Here is a 16,483-nt window from a genome sequence, read left to right on the forward strand (position 1 = left end):
CCCATGAGCGCAACTGCGGTCCCCTTGATCGGTGTCAGCGCCTGCCGCCAGCAGGTGGGGAAGAACTCGTCGCACACGGTAGGCGACAAGTATGTCGAGGCGGCCGGCTTTGTCGGCTTGCCGCTGATCTTGCCGGCCCGCGACGGAGGCAGCGACCCACAGGCGCTGCTGGCCTGTCTGCACGGCATTGTTTTTACAGGCTCGCCTTCAAATATCGAACCGCATCATTACAATGGCGCCCCCAGCGTGGCGGGTACCCGGCACGACCTGGCGCGTGATCGGCTGACCTTGCCACTGCTGCAGGCGGCGATTGCCGCCGGTGTGCCGGTATTCTGCATTTGCCGTGGCTATCAGGAACTGAACGTGGCCCTTGGCGGCAGCCTGCACCAACGCGTGCAGGAGCTGCCTGGCTACCTTGATCATCGCGAACCTGAGGACGCACCCCTGGAGGTGCAATACGGCCCTCGTCACCCGGTCGGCATCGAGCCTGGCGGGTTGTTCGAGCGCCTGGGTCTGGCGGCGCAGTTCGAGGTCAACTCGTTGCACAGCCAGGGCATCGACCGCCTGGCCCCCGGCTTGCGCGTCGAGGCACGGGCCCCGGATGGCCTGATCGAAGCAGTGTCCATGCCCGATGCGCCGGGCTTTGTGCTCGGTGTGCAGTGGCACCCGGAGTGGCGCTTCAACGAAAACCCGGTCTCGCTGCGCCTGTTTCAGGCGTTTCGCGAGGCCTGCATTGCCTACGCAGCACGGGAGGGCGCACGGCAGGAATGATTCTGACGTCAGCCGAAGGTCTCGGATGACTTGTCCCCGACAGCAAGCTTTCAATGAGTGAAAGCGGGCCTTGTACGCAAGGCCTGTGAAAACAATTCCAAAATTTACGGCAAATACTCATGAGCAATTACACAGAAGCCGGCCGCCCACCCGACGTGGCAGCCGACGCGGGCAACACTCAGCGCAGCAAAGGCCTGGCCAAGGGCCGTTTGGGCTTGCTGGCCAGCGTGGTGCTGGGCATTTCCACCATCGCCCCGGTCTACACCCTCACCGGCGCCCTTGGCCCGACCGTGCGCGAGGTCGGTGCCCACCTGCCAGCCGTGTTCATCGTCGGCTTCCTGCCGATGTTGCTGGTGGCCTTGGGCTACCGCGAGCTGAACTCGGCAGAACCGGACAGCGGTACATCGTTCACCTGGTCGGCACGTGCCTTCGGCCCGATGATCGGCTGGATTGGCGGCTGGGGGTTGGTGGTTGCCACCACCATCGTGCTGTCGAACCTGGCAGGGGTTGCAGTCGACTTCTTCTACCTGTTCCTGGGCCAGATCACCGGCAAGCATGAGCTGGCGGCGTTGGCCGATAACCTGTTGATCAACATCGTTACCTGTTGCGTGTTCATCGCCCTGGCGGTGTGGATCTGCTGTCGCGGCATCGCCACCACCATGACCGTGCAGTATGGCCTGGTGGCCTTGCAGTTGGTGGTGTTGATCGGCTTTGCCGTCGCCGCCTTCGGCGGTACCACCGCGCCGCCACCGCTGGCGTTTGATTTCGCCTGGTTCAACCCGTTCGGTGTCGAGTCGTTCTCGGCCTTTGCCGCCGGGCTGTCGCTTTCGATCTTCATCTTCTGGGGCTGGGACACATGCCTGACCGTCAGCGAGGAGTCGGTGGGCAGCGAAGAGGTGCCGGGCAAGGCCGCCACCTGGACCGTGATGCTGATCCTCGGCCTGTACCTGTTCACCGCCATCGCCACCCTGCAGTTTGCCGGTATCAGCGAAACGGGCCTTGGTCTGAACAACCCGCGCATCCAGGAGAACGTCTTTGCCCACCTGGCCGGCCCGGTCATGGGGCCGCTGGCGATCCTGATGTCCATTGCCGTGCTGGCCAGTACGGCGGCGTCGTTGCAGTCGACCTTCGTGGCGCCGGCGCGGACCCTCTTGGCGATGGGGTACTACGGTGCGGTGCCGCCGAAGTTCGCCAGCGTCTGCCCACGTTCGCAAACCCCGCGCTACGCCACTATTTGCGCAGGCCTGGCAGCAGGTCTGTTCTACGTGACCATGCGTAGCCTGAGCGAGAACGTGTTGGCAGATACCATCACCGCGCTGGGCATGATGATCTGCTTCTATTATTCGCTGACCGCATTTGCCTGCGTCTGGTATTTCCGTGGCAGCCTGTTCGACAGCCTGCGCCACTTCATCATGCGCGGCCTGTGCCCGTTGGTGGGTGGGGTGATCCTGTCGGTGATCTTCGTACGGACTGCCATCGACAGCGCCTCGCCGGACTTCGGCAGTGGCTCGCATGTGGGTGGGTTGGGGCTGGTGTTCGTGATTGCCGCGATCATCTCGGTGCTGGGCATCGGGCTGATGATGCTGTCGCGCATGCGCGCGCCGGCTTACTTCCTGGGGGCGACTCTGCGTCAGCAGGCTACCTTGCCACTGCAGGAATAAATAGTTGGGGCCGCTCTGCGGCCCCAACTCGTTTTTCAGCCGATCATTTGCTTCAGAAGCGTCGCATGACGTTGTTGCTGTTTCTTCAACAGCAAGCGATTCGAGCGGAACACCGCCTTCAAATCCTCCAGCGCCACGTCGAAGTCATCATTGATGATCACGTAGTCATACTCGTCGTAGTGCACCATCTCGCTGACCGCTTCTTTCATGCGCCCGGCAATGATTTCTTCGCTGTCCTGCCCACGGCCGTCCAGGCGGTGGCGTAGCGCTTCCTGGCTCGGTGGCAGGATGAACACCGACAGTGCCTGTGGCATCAGCTTGCGCACCTGCTGGGCGCCTTGCCAGTCGATTTCCAGGATCAGGTCGTAGCCCTGATCCAGCGTCTGCTGCAGCGCGCTGCGCGAGGTGCCGTAGAAGTTGCCGAACACTTCGGCATGCTCCAGGAAGTCGCCCTGCGCGATCAGCGCCTTGAATTCTTCGTGGACGACGAAGTGGTAGTTCACCCCGTGTTCCTCGCCCGGGCGCATGGCGCGGGTGGTGTGCGAGACCGAAACGCGGATCTGCCGGTCGTCCTTGGTCAGGGCCGTTACCAGGCTGGTCTTGCCGGCGCCCGAAGGGGCCGAAACGATGTAGAGGGTGCCGCTGCTGTGGTTCATGGTCGGGGTGGCCTTACTCGATGTTCTGTACTTGTTCACGCATCTGTTCGATCAATACCTTCAGGTTGACCGCCGCTTGCGTGCTGCGTGGGTCGAAGGCCTTGGAGCCGAGGGTGTTGGCTTCGCGGTTGAGTTCCTGCATCAGGAAGTCCAGGCGACGCCCTGCGGCACCGCCACCCTTGAGGACCCGGCGCACTTCAGTGACGTGGGTGCTGAGGCGGTCGAGCTCCTCGGCCACGTCGCTCTTCTGCGCCAGCAGCACCATCTCTTGTTCCAGGCGCTGTGGGTCGAGCTCGGCTTGCATGTCGCCGAAACGGTCGAGAATTTTCTGCCGCTGCGCCGCCAGCATCTGCGGCACCAAGGCGCGCAGGGTGGTGACTTCACTGGACATGCTGTCCAGACGTTCGTTGATCAGCCGGGCCAGTTCCTGGCCTTCGCGCAGGCGACCGGCCTTGAGTTCGGCCAGGGCTTCGTCGAACAGCGCCATGGCTTCGGCGTTCAGTGCCTGCGGGTCGCTGGTGTCGGCCACCAGCACGCCAGGCCACGACAGCACTTCCAGCGGGTTCAGGGGTGCTGGCTGCTTGATCAGGCCGGCCACTTCCTCGGCGGCGGCAACCAGCTGCGCGGCGCGCTCGCGGTCTACCTTCAGTGGCTTGCCGTTGCTGTCTTCGTTGAGGCGCAAGGTGCATTCCACCTTGCCCCGCGACAAGCCCTGGCGCAGGCCTTCACGTACGGCGCCTTCGAGGTCGCGCAGGGCCTCTGGCAGGCGCAGGTGCGGTTCCAGGTAACGGTGGTTGACCGAACGCAGCTCCCAGATCAGGGTGCCTTGGCTGCCGGCGCGCTCGACACGAGCAAAAGCGGTCATGCTGTGCACCATGGGGAGTACCTCGCTTAGTTGAATGAACGGTGGGAGCCTCTCGGCTGCAAGGCGCAGGATTGTAGCGCAGTGGGGCCGTGGCGCCCAATCTGCCTATGTTACCGACGGGCGGCCGCGCCAGTAGGAAAAGGCGACGGGCTGTGGCGGGTACGACAATAGGCATGTCTTCCCCGGGCTGCGGGCTCTATAATGCTCGGCAGATTCAAAGTCCCAGTACAGGTATCCCAGATGAAACGTCCAAGTGGTCGCGCCGCCGATCAGCTCCGCTCGATCCGCATCACCCGCAACTACACCAAGCACGCCGAAGGGTCGGTACTGGTCGAGTTCGGTGACACCAAGGTCATCTGCACGGTCAGCGTTGAAAACGGTGTACCGCGCTTCCTGAAAGGCCAAGGCCAAGGCTGGCTGACCGCCGAATACGGCATGCTGCCGCGTGCTACCGGTGAGCGTAACCAGCGCGAAGCCAGCCGTGGCAAACAGGGTGGCCGCACCCTGGAAATCCAGCGCCTGATCGGCCGTTCGCTGCGCGCCGCGCTGGACATGAGCAAGCTGGGCGACATCACCCTGTACGTCGACTGCGACGTGATCCAGGCCGATGGCGGTACCCGTACCGCGTCCATCACCGGTGCCATGGTCGCCCTGTGCGATGCGCTGGCGGTGATCAAGAAGCGTGGTGGCCTGAAGGCCGGCAGCCCGCTCAAGCACATGATCGCTGCCGTGTCGGTGGGCATGTACCAGGGCGAAGCCGTGCTCGACCTGGACTACCTGGAAGACTCCGCCGCCGAAACCGACCTGAACGTGGTCATGACCAGCGCCGGTGGCTTCATAGAGGTGCAGGGCACTGCCGAAGGTGCGCCGTTCCAGCCTGAAGACTTCAACGCCATGCTGGCGCTGGCGCACAAGGGCATGACCGAAATCTTCGAGCTGCAGCAGGCTGCACTGGCGGACTGACTGATTTCGTAGATACAAAAAAGCCGACATTACTGTCGGCTTTTTTGTATCTGAGCAACGCGCTTAGATGGTCAACGTCCAGTCATAGTCCACGATCAGCGGCGCATGCTGGGAGAAGCGCGGCTGACGCGGCAGGCGGGCGTTACGCACGAAACGGCGCAGGCCTGGCGTGAGGATCTGGTAGTCGAACCGGTAGCCCAGGTTGAGCATCTCGGCCTGCTCGTTGTCCGGCCACCAGCTGTACTGGTCGCCTTCACGGCTGACTTCGCGCAGGGCATCGACGTACCCCATCTCGCCAGTGATCGCATCCATCCAGGCGCGCTCCGGCGCCAGGAAGCCCGGCGACTGCTGGCTGTCACGCCAGTTCTTGATGTCGAGCTTCTGCTGCGCCACGTAGAACGAGCCGCAATAGATGTACTCGCGACGCTTGCGACGCTGCTTGTCCAGGTACTTGGCGAAGTCGTCCATCAACTTGAACTTCTGGTTCAAGTCTTCGTCGCCGTTCATGCCCGAAGGCAGCAGCAGGCTGGCAATACTGACTTTGTCGAAATCTGCTTGCAGGTAACGCCCGTAGCGGTCGGCTGTCTCGAAACCCAGGCCGGTGATGACTGCCTTGGGCTGCATGCGCGAATAAAGGGCCACACCACCTTGGGCAGGCACCTCCGCGTCGCAGGCATAAAGGAAATAGCCATCGAGCTGGAAAGCTGGGTCATCGAGTTCAAAGGCCGAGGCGCGGGTATCCTGAAGGCAGATGACGTCGGCATTCTGGGCTTGCAGCCAGCTGAGCAAACCACGCTCGGCCGCAGCCTGAATGCCATTTACGTTCACACTGATGATCCGCATAAATGGCCCCAAAAATCTCGTGCGTGTATGATACCCGAGCTCAACCCATTTAGCTAAATCCGTGGTGTCCGGGACTATTCATGCAGCCGTATCAGCGCGACTTTATCCGTTTTGCCATCGATCGCGGGGTACTGCGTTTCGGTGAATTCACCCTGAAATCGGGGCGTACCAGCCCGTATTTCTTCAATGCCGGCCTGTTCAACACCGGTTCTGCATTGGCCGAACTGGGGCGGTGCTATGCCGCAGCCATTGTCGACAGCAAGATCCCGTTCGACGTGCTGTTCGGCCCGGCCTACAAGGGTATTCCGTTGGCGGCGACCACTGCCGTGGCCCTGGCAGACCAGCATAAGCTCGACGTGCCTTGGTGCTTCAACCGCAAGGAAGCCAAGGACCACGGCGAAGGCGGCAGCCTGGTGGGTGCGCCACTGGCCGGTGACGTGCTGATCATCGACGACGTGATCACCGCCGGTACTGCCATCCGTGAGGTCATGCAGATCATCAACGCCCAGCAGGCCAAGGCCGCCGGCGTGCTGATCGCGCTGAACCGCGAAGAGCGTGGCAATGGCGAGCTGTCGGCGATCCAGGAAGTGGAACGCGACTTCGGTATCCCGGTGGTCAGCATCGTTTCGCTGACCCAGGTGCTGGAGTTCCTGGCAGATGACCCTCAGCTGAAGCAGCATCTGCCGGCTGTCGAGGCTTACCGCGCGCAGTACGGGATCTGATCCTGGCCTGGAAATGAAAAAGGCGACCTTCTTGTGAAGGTCGCCTTTTTTTGTCGCCCGTTTCGGCCGATCAGCGCGGCTTGCGGTTGGTAATCAGGGTACCCACGCCGCTGTCGGTGAAAATTTCCAGCAGCACAGCATTCGGCACACGGCCGTCGATGATGTGCGAGCTGTTCACGCCGCCCTGCACCGCATCCAGTGCGCACTTGATCTTCGGCAGCATGCCGCCGTAGATGGTGCCGTCCGCGATCAGTTCGTTGACCTGTTCGGTGGTCAGGCCGGTCAGAACCTGACCTTGCTTGTCCATCAAACCGGCGATGTTGGTCAGCAGCATCAGCTTCTCGGCTTTCAGCGCTTCCGCGACCTTGCCTGCTACCAGGTCGGCGTTGATGTTGTACGACTCTCCGTTGGCACCCACGCCGATCGGCGCGATGACCGGGATGAAGTCGCCCTTCACCAGCATGTTCAGCAGATCGGTGTTCACGCTCACCACTTCGCCCACGTGGCCGATGTCGATGATTTCCGGGGTGGTCATCTCGGGCGTCTGGCGGCTGACGGTCAGCTTGCGGGCGCGGATCAGTTCCGCGTCCTTGCCGGTCAGGCCGATGGCGCTGCCGCCGTGGCGGTTGATCAGGTTGACGATGTCCTTGTTGACCTGGCCACCCAGCACCATCTCCACCACGTCCATGGTCGCCGAGTCGGTGACGCGCATGCCGTCGATGAAGTGGCTTTCGATCGACAGGCGCTTGAGCAGGTCGCCGATCTGCGGGCCACCACCGTGGACCACCACCGGGTTGATGCCCACAGCCTTCATCAGCACGATGTCACGGGCGAAGCCGGTTTTGAGCTCCTCGCTCTCCATCGCGTTGCCGCCGTACTTGATCACCAGGGTCTTGCCGACAAAGCGGCGGATGTAAGGCAGTGCTTCGGACAAAACCTCGGCTACATGGGAAGCGGCATCGCGATCGAGGGTCATGCAGGGCTCCTGTAAGGAACAGATAGTCGGTCAGAACGGCAGTTGCAGCTCAGGGGCAACCCGCAGCAACTGGGTACGGAAAACATCCTTGATACGTTGCAATTCGGCGTCGCTGTCGGCCTCGAAGCGCAGTACCAGCACCGGGGTGGTGTTGGAGGCGCGAACCAGGCCCCAGCCGTGGGCGTAGTCGACCCGCACACCGTCGATGGTGGTCAGGTTGGCTTCGCCCCAGTCGGCGTCGCGTTGCAGTGCATCAATGATGCTGAATTTACCCTCGTCGGTCACATCAATATTGATTTCCGGCGTGGAAATATCGTTCGGGAAGGCGGCAAACAGGTTTTCGGCGCTTTGCCCGGCCTTGCTGAGGATCTCCAGCAGGCGTGCGGCACTGTAGATGCCGTCGTCGAAACCGTACCAGCGTTCCTTGATGAAGATGTGACCGCTCATCTCGCCGGCCAGCAGCGAGCCTGTCTGTTTCATCTTCTTTTTGATCAACGAATGACCGGTCTTCCACATCAGTGCGCGGCCGCCATGCTGTTCGATCAGCGGGGTCAGGCGACGGGTGCATTTGACGTCGAAGATGATTTCGGCGCCAGGGTTGCGCGCCAGCACGTCCTGGGCAAACAGCATCAGCAGGCGGTCGGGGTAGACGATGCTGCCGGTATTGGTCACCACACCGACGCGGTCGCCATCGCCGTCGAAGGCCAGGCCGATATCGGCGCCGGTTTCCTTGACCCTGGCGATCAGGTCTTCAAGGTTTTCCGGCTTGCCCGGGTCCGGGTGGTGGTTGGGGAAGTTGCCGTCTACTTCGCAGAACAGCGGGATCACTTCACAGCCCAAGGCTTCGATCAATTGCGGTGCGATCACGCCAGCGGCACCGTTGCCGCAGTCCACCACCACCTTGAGCTTTTTCGCCAGCTTCACGTCCTCGACGATCTGCTGGAAATAGCGGTCAAGGATCTCGACCTTTTCCACGCGACCTTCGGCCAAGGTCAGGTCGTTGGTTTTCAGGCGGGTGAGCAGGGCCTGGATCTGTTCGTTGGCCAGCGTGTCGCCAGCGATGACGATCTTGAAGCCGTTGTAGTCCGACGGGTTGTGGCTGCCAGTCAGCATCACGCCCGACTTGCCTGCCAGCACGTTGGCCGCGTAGTAAAGGGCCGGGGTGGGCACCAGGCCGACGTCGCTGACGTGGCAGCCGGCATCGACCAGGCCCTTGATCAGCTGTTCGACCAGCATCGGGCCGGACAGGCGGCCATCACGGCCGACCGAAACCTGCGGTTCGCCCTGGGCCAGGCTTTGCGCACCGATGGCGCGGCCTATCCAGTAGGCGGTTTCGGCGTGAAGGGTTTTGCCGACCACGCCGCGGATGTCATACGCGCGGAAAATGCTGTCGGGCAATGCGGCGGGGACCAGGTGGGCCATGTCGTTCATCTCTGGAAGCTCCATTAGTCAAAGGCTTTCTGGGCAGGCGCAAACTGAACGCTTGGACGGTGCTTTCGCCAGAGAGTTCGCCATCCTTGGCCTGAACGGTCATTTGCCGGCTCAGTGGCTGCCGGAGTGACCGAAGCCGCCAGCACCACGCTGGCTTTCATCGAAGGCTTCGACGATGTCGAAATGGGCCTGTACCACCGGCACCAGCACCAGCTGGGCGATACGCTCGCCAACGGCGATGGTGAATGGCGTGTTGCCGCGGTTCCAGCACGACACCATCAGCTCGCCCTGGTAATCCGAGTCGATCAGGCCGACCAGGTTGCCCAGCACGATGCCGTGCTTATGGCCCAGGCCCGAGCGCGGCAGGATCACCGCCGCCAAGCCCGGGTCGCCGATGTAGATCGACAGGCCGGTAGGGATCAGCAGGGTCTGGCCTGGCTCAAGGACAGTGTCCTCCTTGAGCAGGGCGTGCAGGTCCAGGCCCGCGGAGCCAGGGGTGGCGTAGGTCGGCAGGGGGAATTCGGAACCCAGGCGTGGGTCGAGGATCTTGGCTTGAAGAGCGTGCATGTAACTTATTGAACCTGGTTGAGCCGTTCGGCGATGAAGGCGACCAGTTGCCGGGCGATCTTGCCCTTGCTGGTCTGCGCGAAGAGGGTCTGGTGCTGCTGGCGGTCGATCACGGTCAAGGCGTTTTCTTCGCTGTTGAAGCCGATGCTGGGGTTGGCCACATCATTGGCGACGATCAGGTCGAGGTTCTTGTCCTTGAGCTTGCGCGTGGCGTAATCGAGCAGGTGTTCGGTTTCGGCGGCGAAGCCGACGCTGAACGGGCGGTCGCTGCGGCCAGCAATGGTGGCAAGGATATCGGGATTGCGCACCATCTGCAGCAGCATACCGTCGCCGGTCGTAGGATCTTTCTTCAGTTTTTGTGTGGCAACCACTTCCGGGCGGTAGTCCGCGACCGCTGCCGAGGCGATGAACAGGTCGCATGGCATGGCTGCTTCACAGGCCGCGAGCATGTCCCGCGCGCTGACCACGTCGATGCGGCTGACCCGGTCGGGGGTTGGCAGGTGCACCGGGCCCGTGACGAGGGTCACCCGAGCCCCGGCTTCGGCAGCCGCTTCGGCCAGGGCGAAGCCCATCTTGCCGGAGCTATGATTGGTGATGTAGCGCACCGGGTCGATGTTTTCCTGGGTCGGCCCGGCGGTGATCAATACGTGTTTGCCGGTGAGTGCCTGGCGCTTGAAGCTTTCTGCGGCGCACCAGGCCAGGTCGGTGGCTTCGAGCATGCGGCCCAGGCCCACGTCGCCACAGGCCTGGCTACCGGAGGCCGGGCCGAATACCTGAATGCCACGGCTCTTGAGCAGCTCAAGGTTAGCCTGGGTGGCCGGGTCGCGCCACATGGCCTGGTTCATGGCCGGGGCCACGGCGACGGTGGCGTCGGTGGCCAGTACCAGGGTGGTCAGCAGGTCGTCGGCCATGCCCTGGGCCATGCGCGCCATGAGGTCGGCGGTGGCCGGGGCGATCAGCACCAGGTCGGCCCACTTGGCCAGTTCGATATGGCCCATGGCTGCTTCGGCGGCAGGGTCGAGCAGGTCCATGTGCACCGGGTGGCCCGACAGCGCCTGCAGGGTCAGCGGGGTGATGAACTCGGCACCACCACGGGTCATGACGACGCGCACCTGCGCGCCGTGCTCCAGGAGTCGGCGAATCAGCTCGGCGCTTTTGTAGGCGGCAATGCCGCCACCCACGCCGAGAACGATGCGCTTGCGATACAGCCGCTGCATAGGCTTGCCTTTTTCCAGTGAGAGCGGGCGGCGACGTTCGAAATGCCTGCGGCAGAACGTCGCATGTACGAGGCGAAATAGATTAACACAGGGTCGAAATGGGCCGCAGCAAGGGCAGGGGGCGGGGATGAATATCAGGGAGTGGCCGGCTGAAGAGCGGCCGAGGGAGAAGCTGTTGCAGCGTGGTGCGGCGGTACTCACGGATGCCGAATTGCTTGCCGTGCTGCTGGGCTCAGGGGTGGCCGGGCGCAATGTACTGGACCTTGCGCGGGGGCTGCTGATGCGTTTTGGCGGGCTGAGGCAGTTTCTGGAGGCCGAGCGCGACGCGCTGCTGCGCGAGCCGGGCATCGGGGCCGTGAAGTATGCACAGTTACAGGCGCTGCTGGAGATCGGCCGGCGTTATCTGGGTGAGAACATCAAGCGCGCAGAGGCTCTGGATGGGCCAGCGGCGGTGCGGCGTTATCTCAAGGCCATGCTGCGGCATGAGGCCAGTGAAGTGTTCGGGTGCCTGTTTCTGGACACCAAGCACCGGCCGTTGGCGTTCGAGATCCTGTTCAGGGGCACGATAGACCGGGCGAGTGTTTACCCGCGGGAGGTAGTGCGGCGGGCTTTGCTGCATAACGCGGCGGCGTTGATCCTTTGCCACAACCACCCCTCAGGCAACAGTGAACCGAGCCAGGACGATGTGCATCTGACCTTGTTGCTGAAGCGCGGGTTGGCATTGATCGATGTGCGGGTGCTGGATCACATCATCATTGGCGATGGGGAGCCGTTGTCGATGGTTGAGCATGGGTGGATTGTGGCCTGAGGCAGGTCAATGGGGGCAGGGCTGTCAGGTTTCCGTCATGAGGGGTGTGGGGGGGGGGGGGGGGGGGGGGCCGGGGGGGGGGGGGGGGGGGGGGGGGCGCCCCCCGCCCCCCCCCCCCCCCCCCCCCCCCCCCCCCACACCCCTCAAGGCGGGCACCCCAATACCTACCGTGTCACCGACACCTTGCTGAAATCCAGCCGCCCGAACGGGTTCACCTGGTACCCCTCAACCCCTTGGCGCAGCAGGGTAGCCGCCGTCGGGTGCGCCAGTGGCACCCACAACGCCTGCTGCTGGATCAGCGTCTGCGCCTGCTGGTACAGCCGGCTGCGCACGCTCTGGTCGTTGGTGGTACGCCCGGCGCTGATCAACTGGTCCAGGCGGTTGTCGCAGAAGCGCGCGAAGTTGGTCCCCGACTCGACCGCCGCACAGGAAAACTGCGGGCTGAGGAAGTTGTCCGGGTCGCCGTTGTCGCCTGCCCAACCCATGAACAGCAGGTCATGCTCGCCGGCCTTGGCGCGGCGGATCAGCTCGCCCCACTCGATCACGCGGATTTCAGCCTTGATGCCGATCTTGGCCAGGTCAGCCTGCAGCATCTGCGCGCCGAGGCTGGGGTTGGGGTTGAGCAGGCTGCCGGACGGGCGGGTCCAGATCGTGGTGCTGAAGCCTTCACCCAAGCCAGCCTTGGTCAGCAACGCCTTGGCTTTCTTCAGGTCCAGCGGGTAGCCGGGCAGGTCCTTGGCGTAGCTCCAGGTATTGGGCGGGTAGGGTCCGTTGGCGGCCACCGCGGAATCTTCGAACACGGCCTTGAGATAGGCCTGCTTGTCGAAAGCCAGGTTGATGGCCTGGCGCACTTCCGGTTTGTCCAGCGGCGGGTGCTGGCTGTTGATGGCGACGAAGGCGGTCATGAACGCTGGGGTGCTGGCCACCTTGAGGGTGCCGTCCTTGCCCGCTTCGGCAATGTCCAGTGGCTTGGGTGACAGGGCGACCTGGCATTCGCCGCGCTTGAGCTTCTGCAGGCGCACGTTGGCGTCGGTGGTGATGGCGAAGATCAACGGGTCGACCGCCGGCTTGCCGGCGAAGTAGTCCGGGTTGGCGCGGTAGCGCACCACGGCGTCCTTCTGGAAACGCTGGAACACGAAAGGCCCGGTGCCGATTGGCTGGCTGTTGAGCTTCTCCGGCGTGCCGGCCTTCAGCAGTTTGTCGGCATATTCGGCGGAATAGATCGAGGCGAAGCCCATGCTCAGGGTGGCCAGGAAGGTGGCGTCCGGGTGGCTGAGGGTGAAGCGCACGGTATTCGGTGTCGGTGCCTCGATCGCCTTGATCAGGCTACCCAGCTGCAGCGATTGGGCATGCGGGTAGCCGCCCGGTGCAGTCTTGTGCCAGGCATGGGCCGGGTAGAGCATGCGCTGGAAGCTGAACAGCACGTCGTCGGCATTCAGTTCGCGACTTGGCTTGAAGTAGGCAGTGCTGTGGAACTTCACGTCATCGCGCAGGGTGAAGTCATACACCAGGCCGTCGGCCGATACCGTCCAGCTGGCCGCCAGGCTCGGCACCACCTTGCCTTGCGCCGCGTCGAACTCCACCAGACGGTTCATCAGCACGTCAGCCGTGGCGTTGGTGGTGGTCAGCGAGTTGTACTGCACCACGTCGAAGCCTTCGGGGCTGGCCTCGCTGCAAACGCTCAGCGGGGCGGCCTGGGCAACGGCGGTAGCGAACAGAGCGCCGGCGGCGAACAGAGAGTTGAACAATAAGGAAAGGGCGGCTACACGCATGGTGGCTCCTTGGCAGTCAGTGGCCCATCTGCCTGTGCAGTCTGGAAAAGGCTTACCCTAGTGCGCCCGCCGGCAAATGACCACACCCTTTTTTACAAATCTGGCGACGAGCGGTCGACGGCTGGCGGGGCCTGCCGCTATGCTGGCCCGGCGTGTTCTAGCTTGCGGCAATGTGCATCTACTGTTGTTGCAGCCAAGTCTTTCTGGTATAAAGCAGCGCTCTTTTCTAGGGGCTCGGCCTGTCGCATAAGCGGATCCGGTCGATAAGACCTCCAGAATCACGGCGCCCAGGCGCCAAAGACTGAGAGATTAAGCGGCCAACCCATGCCGGGTTGGGCATGAGGTTTTAGAGGGCTGAGTCATGTCGAGAGTCTGTCAAGTTACTGGTAAGGGTCCAGTAACCGGGAACAACATTTCCCACGCAAACAACAAAACCCGTCGTCGTTTCCTGCCGAACCTGCAGCACCACCGTTTCTGGGTTGAATCCGAGAAGCGTTTCGTGCGTCTGCGCGTTTCCGCCAAAGGCATGCGTATCATCGACAAGCGCGGCATCGACGCCGTTCTGGTTGACATCCGTAAAGCTGGCGCCAAGGTTTAAGGGAGAGCATCATGCGTGAATTGATCCGTCTGGTTTCGAGTGCCGGTACCGGCCACTTCTACACCACCGACAAGAACAAGCGCACCACCCCGGACAAAATCGAGATCAAGAAATATGATCCGGTTGTTCGCAAGCACGTGGTGTACAAGGAAGCCAAGATCAAGTAATTGATCGGCGACCTGAAAAAAACCCGCATCCGAAAGGACGCGGGTTTTTTTATGCCTGCATTACGGTCAGTTGAAGTTGAAGCCCTGGATCAACAGGTCGGTGCCGGCCTTGATCTGGATGCGCTCGATGTCGTACTCGCGGGTGCACATCTCGTCGGGGCCGACTACCCGGGTGCGGCCGGTGAGGGTGCAGATGGTGTCCTTGATTGCCGGCGAGTAGGGGGTGCCGACCAAGTGGGCGAGGGTTTTCAGAACGTCTTCGTTGGTCATGGTGATCTTCCTGTTGAAGTTGGATGGCCCGACATGGGCAGGGCCATCCTCACGCACGCCAGCAGGCTGCCTGCACTACATAGTTACTTCTGTTCGAACATCACATAGATCTTGCGGCACGGTTCCAGCACCTCCCAGGTGCCTTTGAAGCCGGCCGGAATCACGAACCGATCGCCGGCACGCAGGGTTTTCGCCCCGCCGTCCTGGTCGCGCAGTACCGAAACGCCCTGGACGATTTCGCAGTATTCGTGTTCGGTGTAGTTCACCGTCCACTGGCCCACCTCACCTTCCCACACGCCTGCGGCAAACTGGCCGCACGGGCTGGAATAATGGTTGTAGACAGCCTGGTCAGGCTCGCCCTTGAGGATTTTTTCCGCCGCCGGGCGGTAGCGTTCGGCCTCGGTGATGACCTGCGCGAAGTCGATGATGCTGTCTATTCTCATGGTGCGGCTCCTGTTGTTGTTTAATAAAATGAACATCAGTAGGCTTTTGAGCCCTGCGTGTCAAATATATTGATAGTTTACACCGGCTGGTTTAGGGTATCGGTTGCCCGTGTGCGCGTGTCGCCCGGCCAGAATTCTGACAACGCCTGTGAGTCCTCAGTGCGGCGTTGCACCTAAACAAGAGGAGGAGTTTCGTATGACCACCCTGACCCGTGCGGACTGGGAACAACGTGCCCAGCAACTGAAGATCGAAGGCCGCGCCTTCATCAACGGCGAATACACCGATGCCGCATCCGGTGAAACCTTCGAGTGCCTGAGCCCGGTCGACGGACGCTTCCTGGCCAAGGTTGCCAGTTGCGACCTGGCCGATGCCAACCGCGCAGTGGAAAACGCCCGCGCTACCTTCAATTCGGGCGTGTGGTCGCAGCTGGCCCCGGCCAAGCGCAAGGCCAAGCTGATCCGCTTCGCCGACCTGCTGCGCAAGAACGTTGAAGAGCTGGCGCTGCTGGAAACCCTGGACATGGGCAAGCCGATCGGCGACTCCTCCAGCATCGACATCCCGGGGGCTGCGCAAGCCATTCACTGGACTGCCGAAGCCATCGACAAGGTCTACGACGAAGTCGCCCCGACCCCGCACGACCAGCTTGGCCTGGTGACCCGTGAGCCGGTGGGTGTGGTCGGTGCCATCGTACCGTGGAACTTCCCGCTGCTGATGGCCTGCTGGAAGCTCGGCCCGGCGCTGGCCACCGGTAACTCGGTGGTGCTCAAGCCGTCCGAAAAGTCGCCGCTGACCGCCATCCGTATCGCCCAGCTGGCGATCGAAGCCGGTATCCCGGCGGGTGTGCTGAACGTGCTGCCAGGCTACGGCCACACCGTGGGCAAGGCCCTGGCCCTGCACATGGATGTCGATACCCTGGTGTTCACCGGTTCGACCAAGATCGCCAAGCAGCTGATGGTGTACGCGGGCGAGTCGAACATGAAGCGCATCTGGCTGGAAGCCGGCGGCAAGAGCCCGAATATCGTCTTCGCCGACGCGCCAGACCTGCAAGCAGCTGCCGAAGCGGCTGCCAGCGCTATCGCTTTCAACCAGGGCGAAGTGTGCACCGCAGGTTCGCGCCTGCTGGTCGAGCGTTCGATCAAGGACAAGTTCCTGCCAATGGTGGTCGAGGCCCTGAAAGGCTGGAAGCCAGGCAACCCGCTGGACCCGGCGACCACGGTCGGTGCCCTGGTCGACACCCAGCAGATGAACACCGTACTGTCGTACATCGAGGCCGGCCACCAGGACGGCGCCAAGCTGCTGGCTGGCGGCAAGCGTACCCTGGAGGAGACGGGTGGCACCTACGTGGAGCCGACCATCTTCGACGGCGTGACCAACGCCATGCGCATTGCCCAGGAAGAAATCTTCGGCCCAGTGCTGTCGGTGATTGCCTTCGACACCGCCGAAGAAGCCATCGCCATTGCCAACGACACGCCGTATGGCTTGGCGGCGGGCATCTGGACGTCGGACATTTCCAAGGCCCACAAGACTGCCCGTGCCGTGCGCGCAGGTAGCGTGTGGGTCAACCAGTACGACGGCGGCGACATGACCGCACCGTTCGGTGGCTTCAAGCAGTCGGGCAACGGCCGTGACAAGTCGCTGCATGCGCTGGAGAAATACACCGAGCTGAAGGCGACCTGGATCAAGCTGTAATCGCCGGGGCTGCAGAGCAGCCCCAACAATAGCCGGGTCGGCTCACGCTGCCCCGGCTTTGTC

The 16,483-nt window shown here is 62.7% G+C and carries 17 protein-coding genes and 1 pseudogene; 8 read left to right on the plus strand and 10 right to left on the minus strand.

Going from position 1 to position 16,483, the window contains the following annotated elements; all coding sequences use genetic code 11:
* Positions 1-3: 3 nt before the first annotated feature.
* Positions 4-771, plus strand: a complete 768-nt coding sequence (locus FHW75_RS01035; RefSeq protein WP_019096647.1) for a gamma-glutamyl-gamma-aminobutyrate hydrolase family protein — start codon at positions 4-6, stop codon at positions 769-771.
* 119 nt (positions 772-890) lie between these two features.
* Positions 891-2,432 (plus strand): APC family permease, encoded by a 1,542-nt coding sequence (locus FHW75_RS01040; RefSeq protein WP_016712706.1) that lies wholly within the window; start codon positions 891-893, stop codon positions 2,430-2,432.
* Between the two features lie 35 nt (positions 2,433-2,467).
* On the opposite strand, the gene gmk is transcribed toward FHW75_RS01040, so the two are convergent.
* Positions 2,468-3,088 (minus strand): guanylate kinase, encoded by a 621-nt coding sequence (gene gmk, locus FHW75_RS01045; RefSeq protein ID WP_016712705.1) that lies wholly within the window; start codon positions 3,086-3,088, stop codon positions 2,468-2,470.
* A gap of 13 nt (positions 3,089-3,101) precedes the next feature.
* Positions 3,102-3,965 (minus strand): YicC/YloC family endoribonuclease, encoded by an 864-nt coding sequence (locus tag FHW75_RS01050; RefSeq protein ID WP_019096648.1) that lies wholly within the window; start codon positions 3,963-3,965, stop codon positions 3,102-3,104.
* 228 nt (positions 3,966-4,193) lie between these two features.
* Here FHW75_RS01050 and rph point away from each other — a divergent pair, with 228 nt between their 5' ends.
* Positions 4,194-4,916: a ribonuclease PH gene (gene rph, locus FHW75_RS01055; RefSeq protein ID WP_019096649.1), complete on the plus strand. Its 723-nt coding sequence runs from the start codon at positions 4,194-4,196 to the stop codon at positions 4,914-4,916.
* Positions 4,917-4,979: 63 nt separating this feature from the next.
* Here rph and FHW75_RS01060 read toward each other — a convergent pair whose 3' ends face one another.
* Positions 4,980-5,759, minus strand: coding sequence for an exodeoxyribonuclease III (locus FHW75_RS01060; protein ID WP_003253401.1), 780 nt, complete (start codon positions 5,757-5,759; stop codon positions 4,980-4,982).
* 80 nt (positions 5,760-5,839) lie between these two features.
* Here FHW75_RS01060 and pyrE point away from each other — a divergent pair, with 80 nt between their 5' ends.
* Positions 5,840-6,481, plus strand: coding sequence for an orotate phosphoribosyltransferase (gene pyrE, locus FHW75_RS01065; RefSeq protein ID WP_016712702.1), 642 nt, complete (start codon positions 5,840-5,842; stop codon positions 6,479-6,481).
* A gap of 70 nt (positions 6,482-6,551) precedes the next feature.
* Here the strand turns inward: pyrE and argB are convergent, their stop codons facing one another.
* The 4 genes and pseudogenes from argB to coaBC all read right to left on the minus strand — a co-directional run bounded on the left by argB (position 6,552) and on the right by coaBC (position 10,672).
* Positions 6,552-7,457: an acetylglutamate kinase gene (gene argB / locus FHW75_RS01070; RefSeq protein WP_004575216.1), complete on the minus strand. Its 906-nt coding sequence runs from the start codon at positions 7,455-7,457 to the stop codon at positions 6,552-6,554.
* A 30-nt stretch (positions 7,458-7,487) separates the two neighbouring features.
* A pseudogene (locus FHW75_RS01075) lies at positions 7,488-8,855 on the minus strand (phosphomannomutase/phosphoglucomutase); the annotation flags it as partial.
* Positions 8,856-8,999: 144 nt separating this feature from the next.
* On the minus strand, positions 9,000-9,455 hold the full coding sequence (dut, locus tag FHW75_RS01080; RefSeq protein WP_183673043.1) for a dUTP diphosphatase: 456 nt from the start codon (positions 9,453-9,455) through the stop codon (positions 9,000-9,002).
* 5 nt (positions 9,456-9,460) lie between these two features.
* Positions 9,461-10,672 carry a bifunctional phosphopantothenoylcysteine decarboxylase/phosphopantothenate--cysteine ligase CoaBC gene (coaBC, locus tag FHW75_RS01085; protein ID WP_016712699.1) on the minus strand — a complete coding sequence of 404 codons (1,212 nt, stop codon included), beginning with the start codon at positions 10,670-10,672 and terminating at the stop codon, positions 9,461-9,463.
* 127 nt (positions 10,673-10,799) lie between these two features.
* Between coaBC and radC the strand changes: the two genes are divergently transcribed.
* Positions 10,800-11,480, plus strand: a complete 681-nt coding sequence (gene radC / locus FHW75_RS01090; RefSeq protein ID WP_025754242.1) for a RadC family protein — start codon at positions 10,800-10,802, stop codon at positions 11,478-11,480.
* Positions 11,481-11,644: 164 nt separating this feature from the next.
* Here radC and FHW75_RS01095 read toward each other — a convergent pair whose 3' ends face one another.
* Positions 11,645-13,252: an ABC transporter substrate-binding protein gene (locus FHW75_RS01095; protein WP_019096652.1), complete on the minus strand. Its 1,608-nt coding sequence runs from the start codon at positions 13,250-13,252 to the stop codon at positions 11,645-11,647.
* A gap of 361 nt (positions 13,253-13,613) precedes the next feature.
* Between FHW75_RS01095 and rpmB the strand changes: the two genes are divergently transcribed.
* The gene (gene rpmB / locus FHW75_RS01100) at positions 13,614-13,850 is read left to right on the plus strand and encodes a 50S ribosomal protein L28 (protein ID WP_003253504.1); all 237 of its coding nucleotides are present in this window, start codon (positions 13,614-13,616) and stop codon (positions 13,848-13,850) included.
* 11 nt (positions 13,851-13,861) lie between these two features.
* Complete coding sequence (gene rpmG / locus FHW75_RS01105) at positions 13,862-14,017, plus strand: 50S ribosomal protein L33 (protein WP_003253507.1); 156 nt, start codon at positions 13,862-13,864, stop codon at positions 14,015-14,017.
* Positions 14,018-14,083: 66 nt separating this feature from the next.
* Here the strand turns inward: rpmG and FHW75_RS01110 are convergent, their stop codons facing one another.
* Both FHW75_RS01110 and FHW75_RS01115 read right to left on the minus strand, forming a co-directional pair.
* Complete coding sequence (locus tag FHW75_RS01110; RefSeq protein ID WP_019096653.1) at positions 14,084-14,287, minus strand: hypothetical protein; 204 nt, start codon at positions 14,285-14,287, stop codon at positions 14,084-14,086.
* Between the two features lie 83 nt (positions 14,288-14,370).
* Positions 14,371-14,730, minus strand: a complete 360-nt coding sequence (locus FHW75_RS01115) for a cupin domain-containing protein (protein ID WP_012274818.1) — start codon at positions 14,728-14,730, stop codon at positions 14,371-14,373.
* A gap of 196 nt (positions 14,731-14,926) precedes the next feature.
* Here FHW75_RS01115 and FHW75_RS01120 point away from each other — a divergent pair, with 196 nt between their 5' ends.
* Complete coding sequence (locus tag FHW75_RS01120; RefSeq protein WP_016712689.1) at positions 14,927-16,420, plus strand: aldehyde dehydrogenase; 1,494 nt, start codon at positions 14,927-14,929, stop codon at positions 16,418-16,420.
* Positions 16,421-16,483 lie beyond the last annotated feature (63 nt).

It is taken from the genome of Pseudomonas sp. OG7, from assembly GCF_014192825.1.
Classification (GTDB): domain Bacteria; phylum Pseudomonadota; class Gammaproteobacteria; order Pseudomonadales; family Pseudomonadaceae; genus Aquipseudomonas; species Aquipseudomonas monteilii.